General features: G+C 74.8%; 15 protein-coding genes and 1 pseudogene. 15 read left to right on the forward strand and 1 reads right to left on the reverse strand.

What is annotated here, in order from left to right:
- The first annotated feature begins 34 nt into the window (after positions 1-34).
- The 3 genes from IO29_RS18010 (at position 35) to IO29_RS18020 (ending at position 3,589) form a co-directional block, all read left to right on the forward strand.
- A complete protein-coding gene (locus IO29_RS18010) occupies positions 35-697 on the forward strand; it encodes a helix-turn-helix transcriptional regulator (protein WP_030376817.1) in 663 nt (220 codons plus the stop codon).
- A 169-nt stretch (positions 698-866) separates the two neighbouring features.
- A complete protein-coding gene (locus IO29_RS18015) occupies positions 867-1,541 on the forward strand; it encodes a Pvc16 family protein (protein WP_030376818.1) in 675 nt (224 codons plus the stop codon).
- Entirely contained in the window at positions 1,538-3,589 is a 2,052-nt protein-coding gene (locus IO29_RS18020; protein ID WP_078617997.1) for an ATP-binding protein, read from the forward strand. Before IO29_RS18015 ends, IO29_RS18020 begins: the two co-directional genes overlap by 4 nt.
- A gap of 51 nt (positions 3,590-3,640) precedes the next feature.
- On the opposite strand, the gene IO29_RS18025 is transcribed toward IO29_RS18020, so the two are convergent.
- Positions 3,641-5,071: an RICIN domain-containing protein gene (locus tag IO29_RS18025; protein WP_033225869.1), complete on the reverse strand. Its 1,431-nt coding sequence runs from the start codon at positions 5,069-5,071 to the stop codon at positions 3,641-3,643.
- A gap of 541 nt (positions 5,072-5,612) precedes the next feature.
- Between IO29_RS18025 and IO29_RS18030 the strand changes: the two genes are divergently transcribed.
- The 12 genes and pseudogenes from IO29_RS18030 to IO29_RS39500 all read left to right on the forward strand — a co-directional run.
- Positions 5,613-7,205 (forward strand): phage tail sheath subtilisin-like domain-containing protein, encoded by a 1,593-nt coding sequence (locus tag IO29_RS18030; protein WP_030376821.1) that lies wholly within the window; start codon positions 5,613-5,615, stop codon positions 7,203-7,205.
- A 77-nt stretch (positions 7,206-7,282) separates the two neighbouring features.
- Entirely contained in the window at positions 7,283-7,732 is a 450-nt protein-coding gene (locus tag IO29_RS18035) for a phage tail protein (protein ID WP_030376822.1), read from the forward strand.
- Positions 7,732-8,244 (forward strand): hypothetical protein, encoded by a 513-nt coding sequence (locus IO29_RS18040; RefSeq protein WP_030376823.1) that lies wholly within the window; start codon positions 7,732-7,734, stop codon positions 8,242-8,244. The genes IO29_RS18035 and IO29_RS18040 overlap by 1 nt, the downstream gene beginning before the upstream one ends.
- The gene (locus tag IO29_RS39000; protein ID WP_199806900.1) at positions 8,241-8,399 is read left to right on the forward strand and encodes a DUF6760 family protein; all 159 of its coding nucleotides are present in this window, start codon (positions 8,241-8,243) and stop codon (positions 8,397-8,399) included. The genes IO29_RS18040 and IO29_RS39000 overlap by 4 nt, the downstream gene beginning before the upstream one ends.
- Positions 8,400-8,402: 3 nt before the next feature.
- Positions 8,403-12,149, forward strand: a complete 3,747-nt coding sequence (locus IO29_RS18045; RefSeq protein ID WP_030376824.1) for a hypothetical protein — start codon at positions 8,403-8,405, stop codon at positions 12,147-12,149.
- 128 nt (positions 12,150-12,277) lie between these two features.
- Entirely contained in the window at positions 12,278-12,700 is a 423-nt protein-coding gene (locus IO29_RS18050; protein ID WP_030376825.1) for a phage tail protein, read from the forward strand.
- A 65-nt stretch (positions 12,701-12,765) separates the two neighbouring features.
- Positions 12,766-13,485 carry a CIS tube protein gene (locus IO29_RS18055; RefSeq protein ID WP_030376826.1) on the forward strand — a complete coding sequence of 240 codons (720 nt, stop codon included), beginning with the start codon at positions 12,766-12,768 and terminating at the stop codon, positions 13,483-13,485.
- Entirely contained in the window at positions 13,485-15,404 is a 1,920-nt protein-coding gene (locus tag IO29_RS18060; protein ID WP_030376827.1) for a VgrG-related protein, read from the forward strand. Before IO29_RS18055 ends, IO29_RS18060 begins: the two co-directional genes overlap by 1 nt.
- A 31-nt stretch (positions 15,405-15,435) precedes the next feature.
- A complete protein-coding gene (locus tag IO29_RS18065; protein WP_030376828.1) occupies positions 15,436-15,888 on the forward strand; it encodes a GPW/gp25 family protein in 453 nt (150 codons plus the stop codon).
- Complete coding sequence (locus IO29_RS18070; protein WP_030376829.1) at positions 15,888-17,846, forward strand: putative baseplate assembly protein; 1,959 nt, start codon at positions 15,888-15,890, stop codon at positions 17,844-17,846. The genes IO29_RS18065 and IO29_RS18070 overlap by 1 nt, the downstream gene beginning before the upstream one ends.
- A 58-nt stretch (positions 17,847-17,904) precedes the next feature.
- Positions 17,905-18,477 (forward strand): phage tail protein, encoded by a 573-nt coding sequence (locus IO29_RS18075; RefSeq protein ID WP_030376830.1) that lies wholly within the window; start codon positions 17,905-17,907, stop codon positions 18,475-18,477.
- Positions 18,474-18,958: pseudogene (locus IO29_RS39500) on the forward strand (zinc ribbon domain-containing protein); the annotation flags it as partial. The gene IO29_RS18075 and the pseudogene IO29_RS39500, both read left to right, overlap by 4 nt.

The raw sequence follows: 18,958 nt of genomic DNA on the forward strand, positions 1-18,958 counted from the left end.
GGAGAGCGGCGGACCACGCGACAGGGAGTCAGGGATGCGCAGCTCATTCGGTACGACGGACGACGGCCCGGGGGGACCCGTGCACCGTGTGCCCGTCATCGTCCACGCCCCGGACCCCATCTCCCGGGAGGGCGTGCTCAGCCAGCTCCGCCGGCACCCCGAGATCGACCTGCGCACGGAGAGCGGCCCCGGCACCGTCGCCCTCCTGGTGGACGACTCCCTCGACGAGACCGACCTGACCCGGCTGCGCCGCATCGTGCGCAGCGAGGGCGCCCGCGCGGTCCTCGTCGTCGGCGGGATCCGCGAGGCGGAGCTGCTGGACGTGATCGAGTGCGGGGTCGGCGCCATCGTCTGGCGGCACGAGGCGACCGCGCACCGGCTGGTGCAGGCCGTGCTCTCCGCCGCGCGCGGCGACGGCGACCTGCCCGCCGATCTGCTCGGCCGGCTCATCGACCAGGTCGGCACCCTGCACCGCGGCGCGGCCGGCCATCCGGCCACCCCCTCCGTCGGCCTCGTGCCGCGCGAGGTGGACGTACTGCGGCTGGTCGCCGACGGGTTCGACACCTCGGAGATCGCCGGCAAGCTGTCGTACTCCGAGCGCACCATCAAGAACGTGATGCATGGTCTGACCACGCGTCTGCATCTGCGCAACCGCGCGCACGCCGTCGCCTACGCCCTGCGTGAGGGCTATATCTGACAGTCCCCGGAGGACACAGAGGCGAAAAGGGCACCTCCGGCCGGCCCCCCGGGGCACTCCGCTCTGCCCGCACGCCGTCCCCGGCGACCCGGCGGTGACCGGGACGGGACAGGCACGATGGAAGACGGCCGGCAGCGGCCGGAACAGGTACGACGGCGGGAGCGCGACGGTGATCCACGAGGTGGACGAGGTCCTCAAGGACCTGCTCGGCGGCGGCGCGCTCGCGGGATCCGGCGTCGACATCGCCCTGGACGCCCCGACCCGCGACTGGGCCGCCCGCCGCAACGCGCCCACCATCAACGCCTATCTCTACGACATCCGCGAGGACATCGGCCGACGGCACCGCGGGCACATGGCCGTCCGTGACGAGCGGGCCATCGTCGTCAAACACCGGCAGCCGCCGCGCTGGTTCCGGCTGTCGTACCTGGTGACCGCGTGGACCAAGCGGCCGCAGGACGAACACCGACTGCTCTCGGCGGTGCTGGCCACGCTGCTGCCCCGCGAGTCGCTGCCCGCCGAGGAACTCCCGGGCCCGCTGCGCGCGCTGGGGCTCGCGGTGCCGCTGTCGGTGGCCGGGGTGCAGACCGAGGCGCGCTCGCTGGCGGAGATCTGGTCCGCGCTCGGCGGGGAGCTGAAGCCGTCCGTGGACCTCGTGGTCACCGTGCCCTTCCCGGCGGTTCCCGAGTACGACGCCGGGCCGCCGGTCACCGAGGGGGCCATGGTCCGCGTGCGCGACACGTCGGGCGAGCCCGACATGGAGACGGCGCAGCGGACGGGCCGGACCCTGGAGGAACGGGGCCACCGCCCGCACCAGATCGCGGTGCGCACGGAGCGCAAGCGGTGACCGCCCCCGTCCACGGCTTCACGGATCCCGGCATCGCCGCACACCCCGCCGACCCCGCGGGAGCGCTGCTCGTCCGGCTCGCCCGGTTGCGCGAGCGGGTCGCCCTGCTGGTCGACCGGCGTGCCGCCGACGATCCCACGGCCGACGACCCGCTGCGCGGGCTGTATCTGTCCGAGGAGGCCGTCCGTCGGCACCTGCTGCTCGCGGAGACCGCCGGCGGCGAGGCGTATCCCGGACCCGCCGACGACGCTCCCCCGCCGCCCGGTGACCGGTTCACCGAGCTGGCCGTCCGGCTGGGCCTCGGCGAACTGGACGCCGCTGTCCTGCTCCTGGCCCTCGCGCCCGACGTGGACCGCTCCTTCGAGCCGCTCTACGGCTATCTCAACGACGACGTCGGCCGCCGCCGCGCCACGGTGGGCCTCGCGCTCGAACTCTGCGGGGCGCCGGCCCACCGGGCCGGGGCGCGGGCCCGGTTCCACCCCGCGGCGCCGCTGACCGCGCGCGGACTGCTGGTCGTGGAGGAGTCCGAGCGGCCCTTCCTGACCCGGTCGCTGCGCGTGCCCGACCGGGTCGTCGCCCATCTCCTCGGCGACGACACGCCCGACCCGGAGCTCACTCCCCACCTGCGCCCGCTGCCGTACGACCACCACGACGGGGCGGAGGACGGGGAGTTCGCCTCCTTCACCGGCCGGCTGGCCGCCCATCTGGCGGCGCCCGTCCCCGGCGCGGTCTATCTGCGCGAGCGGCGCGAGGGCGAGGGGAGCGCGTGCGCGGCGGCCGCCCTGCGCGCGGCCGGGCTCGACGCCCTGTGCTTCGGCGGACCCGACGAGCAGGTCGCCGGGCTGCTGCGCGAGGCCCGGCTGAGCGGCCGGGCGCTGCTCGTGGCCCCGCTGCCCGCGGACCCCGGCCCGCTGCTGCGCGAGCTGACCGCCGCCCCCGACGTGCCCGTGCTGCTGGCGGATCCCCGCCCGTACGACCCGCACTGGTGCCCGCGCGACCCCCTCGTCCTGGAGGCGCCCCAACGCCGCACCGGCACGCTCCCGGCCTGGGCGGCGGCGCTCGGCGACACGGCGGGCGCCCCCGGCTTCGACCTGGCCGCCACCGTCGCCCCGTACCGCCTCGGCGGGGAGCGGCTCGAGCGGGCCGCGCGGGCCGCCCTCGACCTGGCCGCGTTCGACGGCGCCGCGTTGGCCCCCGGTCATCTGCGGCTCGCCGCCCGCCAGCAGTCCGCCTCCGGCCTGGAGAAGCACGCCCGGCGGATCCGCCCCGACGTCGACTGGAGCGACCTCGTCCTGCCCGCCGCCCCGCTCGCCCAGCTCCGCGAGCTGGCCCTGCGCGCCCGGCACCGCGAGCGGGTCCTCGGCGACTGGCGGCTCAGCGCGGGCGGCGGCCGGGGCCGGGGCGTGCTCGGGCTGTTCGCGGGCGAGTCCGGCACCGGCAAGACGCTCTCCGCGGAGGTCGTCGCCGCCGAACTGGGCCTCGACCTCTACGTCGTCCAGCTCTCCTCCGTCGTCGACAAGTACGTCGGCGAGACGGAGAAGAACCTGGAGCGGATCTTCACCGAGGCCGACCGCACCGACGCCGTGCTGCTCTTCGACGAGGCCGACGCGGTCTTCGGCAAGCGCTCCGAGGTCAAGGACTCGCACGACCGGTACGCCAACATGGAGAGCGCCTATCTGCTCCAGCGGCTGGAGTCGTTCGACGGGATCGCGCTGCTCACCACCAACCTGCGCGCCAACATCGACGAGGCGTTCACGCGCCGGCTCGACCTGGTCGTCGACTTCCCGTTCCCCGACGCGGGGCAGCGGATGGCGCTGTGGCGGCACGGCCTGGAGCGGGTGCCGGTGGCGGACGGGGCGCACACGGGACTCGGCGCCCTCGCGCGGGAGTTCGAGCTGGCCGGCGGGTCGATCCGCAGCGCGGTGGTGACGGCGGCGTATCTGGCCGCCGGGCGGGACTCGGTGGTCACCTCGGCGGACCTGCTGGAGGGGGCGCGGCGCGAGTACCGCAAGGCGGGACGGCTGGTGCCGGGCGAGGGCGCCTGGTAGAGCGCGCCCCCGCGGGCGGGTCCGGCTCCCCCTGGGCCGGACCCGCCCGGGTCACTCCTGCTCGGCGGGGTCGATGATCATCCATTCCTGGTCGTCGTCGTTGGAGCAGTCGTACAGGGTGAGGTTCGTGCCGTCGCCCCCGACGCTGAGCCCGGCGACGTCCAGGCACTTGTCGTCGCTCGCGGCGTTGCGGATCCAGTAGGCGCCGCTGTCCTGCCGGTCCAGCCACCACAGCTGGTTGTCGCCGGTCGTGCCGTCGCACGGGAACTCGGTGATCGGTGACCTGACCGGCGCCGCTCCCTCGCCCGGCAGGTCCATGCACAGCTGGTCCTTGACGTTGCTGATCTGGAAGAGCGGGCTGTCGGCGGGGCCGCCCTTGGGGTACTTCACCTCGAGGTTCCACAGCTGGTTGTCGGCGTCGGTGCCGTCGCAGGTGTACTCCTCCACCTGGCCGTCCTGCGTGCCGTTCTCGAAGCCGGGGATGTCCGCGCACTTGGAGGTGGTCGTGTTGCGCAGCAGGATCCTCGTCGCGGGCACCACGGGTTTCGCCTTCCGCTCCGGCGCCTTGGCACCGCCGCCCCCGCCTCCGCCGCCGCCCCCGCCGTCGCCGGTGTCCTTGTCGCCGTCGGACTCGGGCGGGGCGGACGACTCCGGCGGGGGCGCGGACGACAGGGGCGGGGCGGACTCCGGCGGGGGCGCCATGGCCGCGCCCGCCTCGACCGTCTTCTCCGAGGCGCTCGACCGCACCGACGGCTGGTAGGAGATCCACAGCATGACGAAGGTGATGCCGAGGGCCAGGAAGATGCCGAAGGCGGTGGCCAGCCAGCGGGGCAGGAACCCCCGCTGGACGTACGTCCCTTCGGCCGGCAGCGGATCGGTGCCGGACCGTACGACGTTCAGCGTGTACGGCCGCTGCTCCTTGGACCCGAACCAGATCAGGCGCCGCGGCTTCAGCGTCGCCTTCACGAAGGCGGCACGGCCGGGCGCGATCCGTACGTTGCCGGGATGGATGGTGTAGGACAACTGGTCGCCGGTGTCGTGGCCGTTGACCGACGCCGTCACCTCCGTGTTGCCCAGGTTGTCGATAGCCAGCCTCGGCCGCCCCCGGAACCGCCCCTTCACGGTCGGCGGCACCAGCTCGGCGCGCAGCTCCGTGAACGGGGTGATGGTGAGGTTGCCCTCGGGGACGGTCGTGGCCTCCGGGTGCTCGGTGGGGGTGATCCGCACCGCGTACGGGTTCGGTCCGGCCGGCGCGTCGGGGGTACGGGGCGGGGCGAAGGTCAGTTCGACGGTGCCCGTCGTGCCCGGGTAGAGCCGCAGGGTCGCCGGTTCCACGACGGCCCAGGGGGCCACCTCGCCGACCGCCTCGAAGCGGTACTCGTCGACGACGTCACCGGTGTTGCGCAGGCGCAGCCGTACCCGGGTGCTGCCACCGGGGTCCACGGTCGCCGAGGCGGGTTCCAGGGAAGTCCACAGACTCATGCGGACAGGCTACGAACAGGCGCGAAATGGCACGGTGTTGGACAGGGGCGGCCCCCGTGCCCCGGGGGCCGGGCCGCCCCGGCCGCCCGGCCCTCGGCCGGGCCCCGGGAGTACCCCTGCGGCCCTTCCCCCGGGAGGGGGTTGCCGGTAAAAGGGCAGGAGGGTGCACGAGTCCGACCGCACCCGTGCGAACGCTCCGGACCGTCCAGCCGGTCTGCGGCGGCCGGCCCGGCGCGCTCTCCCCGCGCCCACCGGGACCGTGCGCCCCGGACAACGTTGCCTCGGGCGGCGGCCGGGGCGGCGGCCGCGAAGCCGGCGGGGCCGCGCTCCGCGCGCCGGGGGGCCGGAGGCCGGCCGGGGCCGGCCCGGACGCCCGTGCGCGGGGTGTCCGTCGAGGCGGCGCTGCCCCGGCGCGGCGGCGGAACGCGCACTTTCGGGCAGCTCAAGTGCCCCCGCTTCTGCACCGCCAGGCGTTTCCGGCCGGTGCTCCGCGCGCGAGGGTGGAGGGCACTCTGACTCGTACCCCCAAGGAGCGCGGAACATGCCGTCCTATCTGTCGCCCGGCGTCTACGTCGAGGAGGTGGCCAGCGGCTCGCGCCCGATCGAGGGGGTGGGCACCTCGGTGGCGGCCTTCGTGGGGCTCGCTCCGACCGGGCCCCTCAACGAGCCGACGCTGGTGACCAACTGGACCCAGTACGTCGCCGCGTTCGGTGACTTCACCGACGGGTACTACCTGGCCCACTCGGTGTACGGCTTCTTCAACAACGGCGGCTCCGCCGCCTACGTCGTGAGGGTCGGCGGGTCCGCCGAGGACGCCGCGACGACGGGCGGCTCCGCCCCCGCCGCCGTGTCCGGCTCCGCGGCCCCCGCCGCGCTGCCGCCCGGCGAGCCCCGGCAGCTCGGCACGTTCAGCGTGACCGCGGTCGCGCCCGGCCGGAACGGCGCGCTCAGCGTCGAGGTCGCCGACCCGGAGGGCGAGGGCCCGGCCGAGCGGTTCAAGCTGATCGTCAAGGACGGCGGCAAGCCCGTCGAGTCCTTCGACGTGAGCGCGAAGAAGGGCGGCCGCACCTACGTCGTCACGCAGGTCAAGGAGCGCTCCAAGCTCATCACCGTGACCGAGGCGGCCCCCACGGCGCAGCTGGTCCGGCCCGAGAACCAGACCGTCGAGCTGCCCGCCCCGGCCACCACCGCCCCGGCCGTCCCGGACCGCGCGGAGGCGGACCACCCCGGTCCGGCCCAGTACCTCGGCGACTCCGCCGACCGCACCGGCTTCGGCGGTCTGGAGGCCGTCGACGAGATCTCCATGGTCGCGGTGCCCGACCTGATGGCCGCCTACCAGCGCGGCGCGATCGACCTGGAGGCCGTCAAGGCGGTCCAGCTCGGTCTGATCGCCCACTGCGAGCTGATGGGCGACCGCGTCGCCGTCATCGACCCACCGCCCGGCCTCAACGCCCGTCAGATCCGTGTCTGGCGGCAGGAGACGGCCGGTTACGACTCCAAGTACGCGGCCCTGTACTACCCCTGGATCAAGGCGTTCGACCCGGCCACCGGCCAGTCCCGGATCATCCCGCCGAGCGGCCACGTCGCCGGCGTCTGGGCCCGCAACGACTTCGAGCGCGGCGTGCACAAGGCGCCCGCCAACGAGGTCGTGCGCGGCGCGGTGGATCTGGAGTTGCAGATCACCCGCGGCGAGCAGGACCTGCTCAACCCGATCGGCGTCAACTGCATCCGCGCCTTCCCCGGCCGCGGCATCCGCATCTGGGGCGCCCGCACCCTCTCCTCCGACCCGGCCTGGCGCTACCTCAACATCCGCCGGTACTTCAACTACCTGGAGGAGTCCATCCTGCTGGGCACCCAGTGGGTGGTGTTCGAGCCGAACGACCACAACCTCTGGGCCCGCATCCGGCGCAACGTCTCGGCGTTCCTCGTCAACGAGTGGCGCAACGGCGCCCTGTTCGGCCAGAGTCCCGAGCAGGCCTTCTACGTCAAGTGCAACGAGGAGACGAACCCGCCGGAGTCCGTGGACCTCGGCCGGGTCATCTGCGAGATCGGCATCGCGCCGGTCAAGCCGGCCGAGTTCGTGATCTTCCGGCTGGCCCAGTTCTCCAGCGGCAGCGGCGAACTGGAGGAGTAGGGAGGCGGGCGGAACCGCCCTCACCGGTCCCTACCCACCTTTGAGAAGCCCTTTCAGAAGGACAGGTAAGCGAACTCATGGCTCTCCCCAAAGCAGAAGACGTCCTCGTCGCACCGAATTTCGGCATCCAGATCGACGGCGTGATGATCGAGTACCTGAACTCGGTCAACGGCCTCCAGGTCGAACAGGACGTCATCAAGTACAACCAGAACCAGGGCACCACCGGCCGCAGCAACGTCACCCTGATGCCGGGCGTGGGCAAGGACGGCCAGGTCGACATCGAGCGCGGCGCGAGCCAGTCGGACGCGTTCACCCAGTGGATCAAGGACTCCCTGGACGGCAACATGAGTGTCGCCCGCAAGAACGCCACGATCATCCTCATGGACTACGAGGACAACCCGGTCAAGCGCTGGAACCTGCGCAACGCCTGGTGCAGCAAGATCGTGATGAGCACGCTGAAGGCGGGCGACACCTCACCGGTCACCGAGACCGTGACCATCGTGTTCGAAGACCTGGTCATCGAGTAATGCGACGTTCGGCTGTGGGTGCGCCGCGTGCGCGCACGGCTGCCGAGGCGGCCGCGGCCGACCGGTCCGCGGCGGCGGGAGCCGAGGTCCCCCCTCAGGCTCCCGCCGCCGCCCCGCCGGCGGACGTGGCACCGCGGCAGACGTTGCGTACCGAGTTCCCCTTCGAGTTGCCCCGCGGCTACGTGGACGACGCGGGCACGGTGCACCGCCAGGGTGTGATGCGTCTGTCGACGGCACGGGACGAACTCGTCCCGCTGCGCGACCTGCGCGTCCAGCAGAACCCGGCGTATCTGTCGGTCGTGCTGCTCGGCCGGGTCATCACCGAGCTCGGCACGCTGCCGAACGTGCACGACGGGATCGTGGAGAGCATGTTCGCCTCCGACCTGGCGTTCCTCCAGGACTTCTACCGGCAGATCAACGCCGAGGGCCACACCCGGGCGGGGGTTCAGTGCCCGCACTGCTCCGAGTCGTTCGAGGTGGAACTCGGCGGGAGCCGCCTGGGGGAATCGTGACGTACGCGACCGATCGGCTGCACGAGGAGATCGCGTACGTCGCCTACCACTTCCACTGGAGCCTGGAGGCGATCCTGGACCTGGAACACCACGACCGCCGCGGGTACACGGAGCAGATCGCGTCCTTCGTGACGCGGTCCGCGGCGGAGGGCTGAGCCGTGGGTCTCTTGGACCGTCTGCGTGGCCGGGGCGAACGCCCGGCCGACTCCGCGGGCCCCGCCGGGGCTCCGGCGGGGCCGGCGCCTTCGGCGTCCCCGGCGCCCGCCGCCGACGCGGCGCCCGTACCGGCGTCGCGGCCGGCCGCGTGGCCGGGGCTGCCGCCGATCCAGCGGTCCGCGGCCGGGCCCGCCGGGGTCGCCGACCGCGGCTTCGGCGGACGCCTGCCGACCTGGCGGAACCCGTCGTTCACGGCGGCGCCGTCCCTCGGTGTCCTGGACACCTCACCGGCACGGCTGCTGCCGCCGTCGCCCGAGCCGACGGGCGCCGGCGGTCCGGTGACCGGTCTGGAGCGTGCGACGAACGCCCCCTCCCGGGCGGCGGCGCCCGGTCCGGCGGTGCAGCGCGCGCCGGCCATGCCGCTGCGGGCCGTTCCGACGGCCGCGCCGACCGCGCCGGACGGGACGGGCGGCGGGCGGGCCGGTGGGGAGTCCGCGCTGCCCGTCCAGCGGGCCGCCGTGCCCTCCTTCGGCACGAACGTGCCGGTGTCGCCGCCGGCACCGGCGCAGGGCATCCGGGTGACGCCCGCCCCGGCGCCGGCCCGGACCAGCTCTCTGATCAAGGCGCCGGCCACCGCGCCGGCCGTACAGCGCCGCTCCCTGCCCGCGGCGCGCCGGTCCGCGCCCCCGGCCACCCCGCCCCGGCCCGCGCACGGCGACGGCGGGGGCCGGGACGGAGGCGGCAGGGGGGACGACAGCAGGGGAGGCGGGGCACCCGCCTCCCCCGGCCCCGTTCCGCCGCGCACCTCCCCGGCCTCCCCCGGCGCCCACCTGCCGGTGCAGCGAGCCGTCTCCCGGCCCGCCGACGCGAGCACAACCGCTCCGGGCAGCGGCCCCGCGACGGCGCCTCCGGTACGGCCCGCCGAGGGCTCGGCCGGACGTGACGCGGGTACGCCCGGCACGACGCCGGCCGCCACACCCGTGCGTCCGGTCACGCGCGATGCCGGGACGACGCCTCCGTCCACCCCCGTACAGCGCCGCACGGCCAACCCCGCACCGCCGAACCCGAGCGGCCCGCCGGCCGCACGGGACGCGGGCGGGTCCTCGCCGGGGGCGGGCGCACCGGCCCCGGTGCAGCGCCGGGCCGCCGAGCCCGTGCGTCCGGTCACGCGCGACGCCGGGACGACGCCTCCGTCCACCCCCGTACAGCGCCGCACGGCCAACCCCGCGCCGCCGAACCCGAGCGGCCCGCCGGCCGCGCGGGACGCGGGCGCGCCCGGCACGACGCCGCCTGCGGGGCAGCGCCGCGCGCCCGACGCCACGACCGCGTCCCCGCGCGAAACGGGCACACCCGCCCCCGTACAGCGCCAAGCCGCCCCCGTGAAACTCACGCGCGACCCCGGGACGACGCCCCCGTCCACCCCCGTACAGCGCCGGACGGCGGACCCTTCGGCCGTCCGCGACGCGGGCACCCCGGGCCGGCGCCAGAACACCGGCCCCGCGCAGCCGGGCACGCGGGACGCGGGTACGCCCGGCACGACGCCGGCCGTACAGCGCCGCACCACCGACGCCGCGACCGCGTCCCCGAGCACGGCAGGTGGGCCCGCCCCGGTACAGCGCCGGGCCGTCACGGGCGACGCGAACAGCTCGTCTGCCGTACGGGACCCGGGCGCGCCCGGCACGACGGCGTCGCCGCGCGAGACGGGCACCCCCGCCCCCGTACAACGCCAAGCCGCCCCCGCACAGCCCCTCACGCGCGACCCCGGGACGACGCCTCCGTCCACCCCCGTACAGCGCCGCACGGCCAACCCCGCGCCGCCGGTGACCAGCGGCACGCCGTCGGCCGCCCGGGACACGGGGACGCCCGGCACGACGCCGCCTGCGGTGCAGCGCCGCACGCCCGACGCCGCAGCAGCGGCCCCGCGCGAGACGGGCACACCCGCCCCCGTGCAACGCCAAGCCGTCACCCCCGTAAAACTCACGCGCGACCCGAGCCACACACCGGCCGCGCGAAACGCGGACACGTCCGGCACGACGCCGCCTGCGGTACAGCGCCGCACGCCCGACACCGCAACAGCGCCCTCGTCCCAGGCGGGCACACCCGCCCCCGTGAAACTCACGCGCGACCCCAGCCGGAACGCAGGCGCGCCCGGCACAACGCCGCCTGCGGTACAGCGCCGCACGCCCGACACCACAACGGCGGCCCCGCGCGAGACGGGCACACCCGCCCCCGTACAGCGCCAAGCCGTCACCCCCGTGAAACTCACGCGCGACCCGAGCCGCACGCCGACCGTGCAGCGTCGCGCCGCCGACCCCGCGGCGACGTCCCCCCGTGAGACGGGAGGGCCCTCCCCGGTGCAGCGCCGGGCCGTCGACCCCGTGCCGCTCACGCGCGACCCGAACCGCACGCCGACCGTGCGGGACGCAGGCGCGTCCGGCGCGACGCCGGCCGTGCAGCGCCAGGCTCTCGCCCCCGCGCCGCTCACCCGCGGCCCCAGCACGCCAGGCGCGCGGGACGCGGGCGCGTCCGGCGCGACGCCGCCCGCGGTGCGACCCGCCGCGACCGGCCCCGCGGCGGCGGCCTCGCCCGGGGCGGGCACCCCCGCACCGGGCGGCACGCCGGCCGTGCGGCCGCTCACCCGTGCCCCCGGCACGACGCCCTCGTCCACCCCCGTGCAGCGCCGGACGGCCGACCCCGTGCTGCCGGTCGCGGGTGCCTCGGGCGGCCCGTCCGCCGTGCCTGACCCCGGCGTGGCGCCGGCCGTACAGCGCCGCACCGCCGACGCCGCGGCCGCGTCCCCGCGCGAGGCGGGCGCCTCCGCCCCGGGCGGGGCGCCGGCCGTGCAGCGCCAAGCCGCCGCCCCCGCGACGGCACCCTCGCGCGCGACGCGCACCCCCGCCCAGCCACTCGCCCACGGATCCGGCACGATGCCCCCGGCCACCCCCGTACAGCGCCGGGCCGTCACCGGCGCCTCCGACGCCGCGACGCCCGTCGTGCAGCGCCTGGCCGCCGACGCCGCGACGCGCACCCCCGCACAGCCACTCACCCTCGCCCCCGGCACACCGCCCCCGCCCGCCCCCGTACAGCGGCAGCCCGTGGGTGCGCCGTCCCCGGCGGCGGTGTCCGTCGGGGACGGCGCCGCGCCGGTCCAGCGGGCCGTCAACGCCTCGCGGCAGGCCCGCCGCTCGGGGCTCGGAGCGCCGCTTCCCTCCGCCCCGGCCGGGCCGGAGCCGGGCGGCACGAGGAGCCCCGACGCCGTGGCGTCCCGCCGTGCCGGTCTCGGGGCGCCCCAGGTGCAGCGGGACGCGGCCGCCGGCCCCGTGCCCCTGCGGGCCTCCGCGTCCGGCACGCCCTCCGCGCTCCCGCTGACCTCCCTCACCCCGCCCGCCCCGCCCGGGGAGCAGACGGCCGTGCAGCGCTCCCAGCCGCGGTCGGCCACCGGTGCGCTCGCCGCCGCCGCGGCGGCCACCGTCGCCTCCACGCTGAGCAGGGTGCCGGCCTCGCGAGACGAGGAGCCGCCGCCGGGCTACACCGCGGTGCCGCTCGACGGGAACGAGCAGCAGCGCCCCGCGGACCCGCCGCCCGCGTACACCCGGGTGCCGGCCGGGTCCTGGGACCCGAAGGACCTGACCGACTTCCAGCTCGACGAACTGGCGCACCGGATCATCGGCCGCGTCACCCGCATGCTCCGCACGGAGCTGCGGATGGACCGCGAACGGATCGGCAGGCTCCGCGACGACCGCCGCTGACGCACCCGCTCCGCACCGAAGGCACCACAAGCACTACTTGCACCACCCGCACCACCGCACCACCCGCACCACCGCACCACCCGCACCACCGCACCACCCGCCCGAACGCACTCGAAAGGCCGCCCCCGATGTCCCGCAAGGACCCCGGTTCCACCATCTGGTTCACCCTGTCCATCGACGGCCAGAGCCTCGGCTACTGGAACGGGTGCGAGGGGCTGTCGTCGCAGGTCGAGGTGGAGCAGCGCCCCGAGGGCGGCAACAACGGCTTCGTCTGGCAGCTGCCGACCCGCATCACCTTCTCCAATGTCCGGCTGACCCGTCCGCTCACCCCGGACACCACCAAGGTCGCCAAGTGGATCTCCTCCGTGCAGACCGGGATCAAGCGGCCCACCGGGACCATCGTGGCCCGGCGCGCGGACGGTTCCGAGATCGCCCGCTGGGGGCTGCTCGACGTCCTGCCGGTGAGCTGGCAGGGCCCGTCCTTCGACGCCAGCAGCCCGGCCGTCGCCACGGAGGTCCTGGAGATCGCCCACCACGGCTTCACGGACTGACCCCTCGCCATCAGCAGGGCAACCGGCAACGCCGGCGCACCCCACCGGAACGAAAGGAGCGGCACATGGCCCCGAGCGGCGGTGCCGGCAAGAGCCTCGTCCACGCCACCCTCGCCATCCACGAGCCGCCCATCGGCGACAGTCCCACGCCGGGCGCGCTCATCCAGAACTTCACCCTCCAGTTCAACCCGGCGCAGCTGACCCTGTCCCGGCAGGCCGAGTGGAAGAACACCCCGGCCGCCAACACCCGGGACGGTTCGATTCCGGAGTTCATGGGCCCGGTGGCCCGGGAGATGACCGTGGAGGTCTTCCTGGACTCCTCCGACAAGCCCGGCAGCAACGCCGTGCTGAAGCAGGTCGAGGCGCTGATGGACTGCTGTGTGGTGACGGCCAGGAGCAAGGCCGCCGACAAGCCCTCGCCCCCCTGGGTGATCTTCCAGTGGGGCTCGTTCGCCACGGCCCGGTTCGTCTCCTACGTGAGCTCGGTCGAGGCCTCGTACACGCTGTTCGGCACCTCCGGCGTCCCCATCCGCGCCACCTGCCAGGTGTCGCTGCACGAACTGCCGCACGCCACCCCGGGGCAGAACCCGACCTCCGGCGCCCTCACCGCCCAGCGCGTGCACCGCGTCGTCGCCGGCGACACCCTCCAGTCGCTGGCCTGGCAGGAGTACGGCGACGCCTCCGCCTGGCGCGACATCGCCGAGGCCAACGGCATCGACGACCCCGCCCGGCTGGCCAACGGCACCGACCTGCTGCTGCCCGCGACTCAGGAGGTGCACCGCTGATGCCGCCGCTGACGTATTCCAACATCATCAAGGTCAAGCTCAACGGGGTCGAGCTGCGCAAGACGATCGCCCCGCTGCTCGTGGCGGGCTGGGTCGACCAGGGCGTCGGCGTCCCCGCCGCGTTCCGCCTCACCTTCCGCGACCCCAACCGGACCCTGCTCAAGCGGCTCGGCGTCAACTTCGGCACCGACGTCGTGCTGACCCCGGTCGCGGGCGGCAAGGGAGCCGCCGAGCCGCTGCTGACCGGTGAGGTGACCGCCATGGAGGCCGACTACGACGGCACCGGTTCCTTCACCGTGATCCGCGGCTACGACCTCGGCCACCGGCTGCTGCGCCGACGCCGGGTGGCCGCGTACACCAACGAGACGGCCTCCTCCATCGTCCGCAAACTGGTCGGCCTCAACAGCGTCCCGGTCGGCCGGATCGAGTCGACGAAGGCGCAGTACGAGTTCATCAGCCAGTCCAACGTCACCGACTGGGACTTCATCGCGCGGCTCGCCGACGAGAACGAGATGGTGATGTCCCTGGACGCCGACGGCAAGTTCAACTTCGTCTCGCCCAAGCCGTCCTCCGGTGCGCCGTCCCCGGAGACCGACGGCGACAAGAGCCCGTTCGTCCTCCAGGCCCGGCATGACATCCTGCGGCTGCGCACCGGCGTCACCGCCGCCGACCAGGTCGCCGAGGTCGAGTCGCGGGGCTGGGACGTCAACCTGGCCAAGGAGATCGTCGCCACCGCCCCGGCGACCACCAACCCCGGCTTCGAGATCGGCGCCACCCCCGGCAGCGCGGCCCGCTTCTTCCGGCCGACCAAGCTGGTGCAGACCGCCACGCCCTACGACAAGCAGGCCGAGGTCACGTACGCCGCGAAGGCGCTCGCCGACGACGTCTCCGCCTCCTTCGCGGAGGTGGAGGTCACCGTCCGCGGCAACCCCAAGCTGCGGCCGGGCGTCCCGGTGGCGCTCGCCGACACCGGCGCCCCCTTCGAGGGCAAGTACACCGTCACCTCCGTCCGGCACAGCTTCGGCGCCGGCCAGCACTACGAGTCGGCGCTCACCGTCAGCGGCCGTCAGTGGCGCTCGCTGTACGGGCTGGCCTCCGGCGGCACCGAGAGCGTGCCCCGGCTGCCGAGTGTCGCCAACGCCGTCGTCACCGACGTCACCGACCCGCTCAAGCGCGGCCGGGTCAAGCTCACGTTCCCGTGGCTGGACGACACCTACGTCAGCGACTGGACGCGCACGGTGCAGCTCGGCGGCAGATACGGGGGCGGGTTCTTCCCACTGGACGTCGGCGACGAGGTGCTCGTCGCCTTCGACCGGGGCGCCCTGGACCACCCCTTCGTCATCGGCGGTCTGTACAACGGCCGGGACCAGGAGACGAAGAACGACGTGCCGCTCTACAACGGCGCCCGCAACCAGGCCGCCCGGCACACCCTCTCCGACCGCACCGGCAACCGCGTCGACCTGCTCAGCGCCAAGCTGGCCCGCAAGCAGGGCGTCCGCATCCAGTCAGGCGACGACAAGCTCGTCATCAACCTGGACCGGGCGAACACCGAGATCAGCGTCGACAGCAAGGGCACGGTCAGCATCAAGGGCAGCCGCTCGGTGTCCGTCGAGGCCGGCACCAGCCTGTCGCTCAGCGCCGGGCGCTCGCTGAGCATCAAGAGCGGCGGCCCGATCAGCATCCAGGGCGGCAGCATGATCAACATGCGCAGCGCGGGCCAGATCGCCGTCAGCACCGGAGGCGCCCTGAACATGGTGGCGGGCGGCGCCGCGACCCTGACCGGCGGCGGCGCCACGAACATCACCGGCGGCGGCACCCTTCAGCTCAACTCCGCCTCCACCAGGGTCGTCGGCGCGAGCTTCTCGGTACTGTCGCCGCTGTTCAAGGTCGTCACGATCCCGATACCGGGTGCGTCATGAACCTCTCCCGCACAAGGCAGGTGGCTTACTGATGGCCGAACAGTTCGTCGGCTCCGGCTGGTCGTTCCCGCTGCGCATCGGGCCGACCGGCGGCATCGCCCTGGTCAGCGGCGAGAAGGAGATCGAGGAGTCCATCCGGCTGATCCTCTCCACCGCGCCGGGCGAGCGGCCGATGCGCCCCGAGTTCGGCTGCGCCATCCACGACCTGGTCTTCGCCCCGGTCAACGAACAGACCGCCGGCCGCATCCAGCACGAGGTCCACCTCAGCCTGGACCGCTGGGAGCCGCGCATCGAGGTGCAGGACGTGGAGGTGTCGGTGGGTGCCGAGGAGAGCAGCCTCCTGATCGACGTGAGCTACTCGATCCGCGGCACCAACAACCCGCGCAGCCTCGTCTTCCCGTTCTACGTCATCCCCTCCCACGAGGAACCGGGCGCACCCGCGCCGTCCGACGGCCCCGGCTACCTCCCCGAAAGCGACCTCTGATGCCCCTGCCCTCCCCCAACCTCGACGACCGCCGCTTCCAGCAGTTCGTCGACGACGCCAAGCGCTACATCCAGCAGCGCGCCCCGGAGTGGACCGACCACAACGTCTCCGACCCCGGCGTCACGCTCGTCGAGACGGTCGCGCACATGGCCGACCAGATCGTCTACCGGCTCAACCGGGTCCCGGAGAAGAACCATCTCGCCTTCCTGGACCTGGTCGGCATCACCCTCTTCCCGCCCAGCGCGGCCCGCACGGACGTCACCTTCTGGCTGTCCGCGCCGCAGGAGGAGGCCGTCTCCGTGCCCGCCGGCACCGAGGTCGCCACCCCGCGCACGGAGAGCGAGGACGCGGTCGTCTTCGCCGTCGAACGGGACCTGCGCATCGTGCCCAGCGCGCTGCGCCACCTGGTCGTGCAGCACAGCGGCGAGACCGTCACCGACCACACGCACGACCTCGCCGAGGGCACCGACATCGGGTGCTTCGCCGAGTCCCCGCGCCCCGGCGACTGCATGCTGGTCGGGCTCACCGCCGCCGTGCCGCACTGCGCCGTCGTCCTCGAACTCGACAGCCGGGTCGACGGCGTCGGTGTCGACCCCCGCCAGCCGCCGCTGGTCTGGGAGGCCTGGTCCGAGGACGGCTGGCAGCCCTGCGAGGTGGACCGCGACGGCACCGGCGGGCTCAACCGGCCCGGCGAGGTCGTCCTGCACGTTCCCGGGACCCACGTGCTCTCCCGCACCGGCGGCCACGAGGCCGGCTGGCTGCGCTGCCGGGTCACCGAACCGCTGCCCGACCAGCCCTTCTACACCACTTCCCCCACCGTCCGCTCCGTCGAGGCCTGCACCATCGGCGGCACCACCGGCGCCGTCCACGCCGAGACCGTCCACGACGAGGCGCTCGGCGAGTCCACCGGCCTGCCGGGGCAGCGGCTGCGCCTCGCCCACGCCCCCGTCGTCGGCGACACCCCGCCCGTCCTGGTGCAGAGCGCCGAGCACGACGGCTGGGTCGACTGGGAGGTCGTCCCGCACTTCGCGGGCTCCCGCCCCGACGACCGGCACCTCACCCTCGACGCGACCACCGGGGAGATCGCCTTCGGCCCCTCGGTGCGCGAGGCCGACGGCACCCTGCGCCAGTACGGCATGGTCGCCCCCAAGGGCGCCGTGCTGCGCGCCCGCCGCTACCGCATCGGCGGCGGCCGGGCCGGGAACGTCGCCCGGGGCGCGGTCCGGGTGCTGCGCACCTCCATCCCCTTCGTCAGCGAGGTCGTCAACCGCGAGGCCGCGCGCGGCGGTGTCGACGGCGAGACCGTCGAGGAGGCGAAGGTCCGCGCCCCCATCACGCTGCGCGCCCAGGAGCGCGCGGTGACCCTGCGGGACTACGAGGAACTCGCCCGGCGCGCCGCCCCGGAGACCGCCCGCATCACCTGCCTGGAGGGGGAGGAGAGCGACTACGGCTCCTACGCGATCCGGGTCCTCGTCGTCCCCCAGGCCGTGCCCGACCCGGGCGGCCGGCTGCGCTTCGAGCAACTCGTGCCCGGCGACGCGCTGTTGTCCCGCATCACCCGGCACCTCGACGAACGCCGGCTGATCGGCACCCGGCTGGCCGTGGGGCCGCCGTTCTACCAGGGGGTGACGGTGGTGGCCACGGTGCACGCGTTCCGCGGCGTCGACACGGACCGGGTGCGCCGGCAGGCGCACGACGCGCTCTACCGCCACCTGGACCCGCTGACCGGCGGCGCCGACGGCAAGGGCTGGCCGTTCGGCCGCCCGGTCCAGTCCGGGGAGATCTTCGCGGTACTGCAACGCGTCCCCGGCGTGGAACTCGTCGACGAGGTCACCCTCCACCCCGCGGACCCCCTCACGGGAAAGCGCGGCGACCCCACGAACCGCATCGACCTGAGCCGGCCGTCACTGGTCTTCTCGTACGACCACCGCGTCCGAGTGATCGGCGACGCGTCATGAGGCGCCCCTCCGCCGACGGCGCCCTCCGGGCGGTGGGCGTGTCCCGGGGAGGTACCCCATGAGGGGGTCCATCGACGGGCTCGGGTCGTCCGCCCCGCTGGGGCTCAACCTGCCCGCCGTCTTCGCCGACGACGACCTCGCCCAACGCTTCGTCGCCGGCCTCGACGAAGTCCTCGCGCCGATCCTCAACGTCCTCGACTGCCTCGACACCTACTTCGACCCGGCCCTCGCCCCCGTGGACTTCGTGGGCTGGCTCGCCGGCTGGGTGGGCGCCGAGACCGACGGCACCGACACCAGCCGCCCGCAGCCGGAACCCAAGCTGCGCGCGGCCGTCGCCGCCGCCACCTATCTGCACCGTGTCCGCGGCACCCGGCGCGGCCTGACGGAAGCCGTCCGGCTCGCGTTCGGTGCCGAGCCGGAGATCACCGAGAGCGGCGCCGCCGACTGGAGCGCCCGCCCCCTCGGCCCGGTCCCCGGCGCCCCCCGCCCCCGGCTCCACGTCCACCTGCGGCTGCCGGATCCCACCCCCGCGGACGCGCACCGCCTGGACGCCCTCGTCTCGGCCGCGCGCCCCGCCCACATGCCCTACACGGTTCAGGTGACCGCCGCCGAAAGGAAACCGGAGAAATGACCACCCAGAACTGCGCCGAGTGCGGCACCCGCGCGGAACCGGGCCAGTCCTTCTGCGACGGCTGCGGTGCCGTACTGAGCTGGACCGACCGCGCCGGCACGGACAGCGCCGGCGCCACCGCACGGCCGGCCGCCACCGCCCGCCCGGCCCGCCCCTCGCTGCCGACCCGCCCCGCGCCGGACGCCCGACCCGCCCCGGCGGTCGGCGCCGCGGCGACCGACACCCGCTCCGGCGACCCGACCTGGGACGCCTTCTCCCGGGCCGACCCCGCCGACCCGCTCCTGACCCGCAGGCCCGAGTCCGCCGAGCCCCCGGGGGCATCCGGGGGGTCGGGGACCCCCGAGTACCCGGGCGGCCCGCCCGCCCCCGCCTCCCGGGACGGGGAGGATGCCGCGGACACCGGCGGCTCCGGCGCCCCCGGCGCCACCGGGGACGTCGAGAACATCTACGACACCATCCCCACCCCCGCCACCCCCACCCC

The organism is Streptomyces sp. NRRL F-6676, from assembly GCF_000725625.1.
GTDB lineage: Bacteria > Actinomycetota > Actinomycetes > Streptomycetales > Streptomycetaceae > Streptomyces.